This window comes from Rufibacter soli (assembly GCF_054781795.1).
On the sequence record NZ_BAAGTS010000009.1, the window covers coordinates 1 to 2098 of the forward strand.

General features: G+C 51.6%; 4 protein-coding genes. 1 reads left to right on the forward strand and 3 read right to left on the reverse strand.

Annotated features, from left to right (window positions below):
• The coding region (locus ACYVJQ_RS19765) for a tyrosine-type recombinase/integrase (protein ID WP_460894850.1) at positions 1-1266 on the forward strand (1266 nt) is incomplete at its 5' end.
• Here ACYVJQ_RS19765 and ACYVJQ_RS19770 read toward each other — a convergent pair.
• The 3 genes from ACYVJQ_RS19770 to ACYVJQ_RS19780 all read right to left on the reverse strand — a co-directional run.
• Complete coding sequence (locus ACYVJQ_RS19770; RefSeq protein WP_460444311.1) at positions 1223-1663, reverse strand: hypothetical protein; 441 nt, start codon at positions 1661-1663, stop codon at positions 1223-1225. The genes ACYVJQ_RS19765 and ACYVJQ_RS19770 overlap by 44 nt on opposite strands.
• The gene (locus ACYVJQ_RS19775; protein ID WP_460894851.1) at positions 1644-1856 is read right to left on the reverse strand and encodes a hypothetical protein; all 213 of its coding nucleotides are present in this window, start codon (positions 1854-1856) and stop codon (positions 1644-1646) included. The genes ACYVJQ_RS19770 and ACYVJQ_RS19775 overlap by 20 nt, the downstream gene beginning before the upstream one ends.
• Before the next feature lie 24 nt (positions 1857-1880).
• The coding region (locus ACYVJQ_RS19780; protein ID WP_460894852.1) for a hypothetical protein at positions 1881-2098 on the reverse strand (218 nt) is incomplete at its 5' end.

Here is a 2098-nt window from a genome sequence, read left to right on the forward strand (position 1 = left end):
TTCAACCCGGCAGTTCTGAAAGTGCCCCAGAAAGACGGCAAGCCGGACCTTTCCAAAAGATGGTACATAGAGTTCTGGCCGTTTTCCTTGGTGGAAGGGAAGAAGGTACGCGTGCGCCGGGAATACGACATCAATTCCCATACTACTGAGAAGAAGCGAAGGAAGGCAGCGGCCAATTATATAGAGAAGATCAACCGTCTGCTGGAGAAAGGCTATGTGGTCACCAAGCCAAAGGCGAAGAAGTCCGCACCGACTAAGAAAGCGGCCAGCCCCAAAGAGGTGCGTAAGACGCTTACCCTGTTAGATGCGGTGCAGGACCATATAGACAGGTATAAGACCACCCTCAGCCCAGGCACCATTGACGCCTTCAAGACACTGAAGAAAACCCTCAATCTCTGGATGGAGAAAAACTTCCTTGAGAACCTGCTGGTGGTTGACTTTGACACCGAGCTTACCAATTCCTTCTTTGATTACCTGAAGAATGAGCACAAGGTGGTCCAGTTTGACCGCACAGGGGTCAGCAATAAGACCTTCAACAACGTGAAAGGTGATTTGGGCCGGGTCATCAATGACTTGGTGGCCCGGGAGATCATCAAGCCCAAACACAACAAAATATCCCGCATTGAGAAAAAGAAGGTAGAGAGCGGAATGAACATTCCTTTCACTACATCCCAGATGGCCACCATCCGGAACTACCTGCTGAAAACAAACCAGGACCAGCTTTTCCTTTTTCTCAATTTCATCTACTTCACCTGCGCCCGCCCCAGGGAGGAGCTGCGCCTTTTGAAGGTACGGGACATTCACTCAGATAAGATCCGCATTGACTGCCGCCGCGCCAAAACCAAGTTTACCCGGTTTCCGGTGATTGCCCCTGATTTTGAGAAACTGATCACCAAATACAAGCTGCGGGAATGTGACCCTGAGTTCTACGTGTTCGGGAATGAGGGCTGCCCGGGCCCGGTGGCTACCGGCCTGAACTATTTCTACCGCCACCACGTGACCATGCTGGAGAAGCTGGGTTATACTGACCAGGATTATACCTTGTATGGGTATAAGCACACGGCTAACTGCGCGTTGTTTCTGGCAGGGGTGAACCTGCATGCAATCAAGGAGCAGAACGGTCATTCCTCCATCGCGCAGACGGAAGCCTATCTAAGGAGCCTTGGTATGTTTGAGAACAACCAGATCAAAACCTCCTTCCCCTCCTTTGGGGGTACCTCCCCTACCAACCAAGCGGCAGCCGCAGAAATATTGTCGCTGATATAGCCAGCAAAAAGGTATATACTATTCCTGCCAGCTGCTCTGGGGTCACCCCTATCTTTTTACCCAGCCAGACAAAAGAACGGTCCACCCAGGCGGCGCGTTCTTCCCGGCTCTGGTAGAAGGGATGCTTATGTCGGGCCTTGTTCAGAAGATAGGTGAAGCCATACCCAAAGGCGCATATCTGGTAGATGCCAGCGGTTAACACCTGGCAGGGGTCCGGTTGGTAGCATAGGAAAGCCACCAGCAAAAGGAGCCACCCCCTTAGGAATCCGTACTTCTGGTGAAATACCTCCTTCATGACGTGGTTCCAGCGGTCAGCGCGTTTGGCGTCCTTCCTGCTCTCCTCCCAGGCAAAGGCCCAGGGGAAGAGCAGGGCAAGGCTAAAGAGTGCCAGCTGCACGGCGTTCCTTCCTGGTCTCCTTTACAAAGTTGATAAGGCAAATAACCGCGGTTAACATGCCCGTCAGCACCCACCAAAATATAACAGTGATCCAGTCGCCTTCACTGCCCATGTACCAGGTGAAGAATAAGGCCACGGCCAGAAGAAAGGCGACTGCGCCTTTGGAGGAGTTGTTGGGAAATAACTTTTTCATGACTTGTTTATTAGAGAAGCGTTGTTAAAAATCCACGTTGTTACCACCCGGAAGGATGCCGTCTCCGCTTACCACATTCACCGCCACGCCAGACAGCGGACCGTAACGGCAGTTGTCTACAAAGGTCTTAAAGCTATTGGTCAGGGTTATTGTGGAAACGGATAAGTCAGACCCACCCGTAAATTTGATCCCAGTAGAGTTGGTGATTTTGATAGCGCCGTCATAGAGCATTACCCCACTGA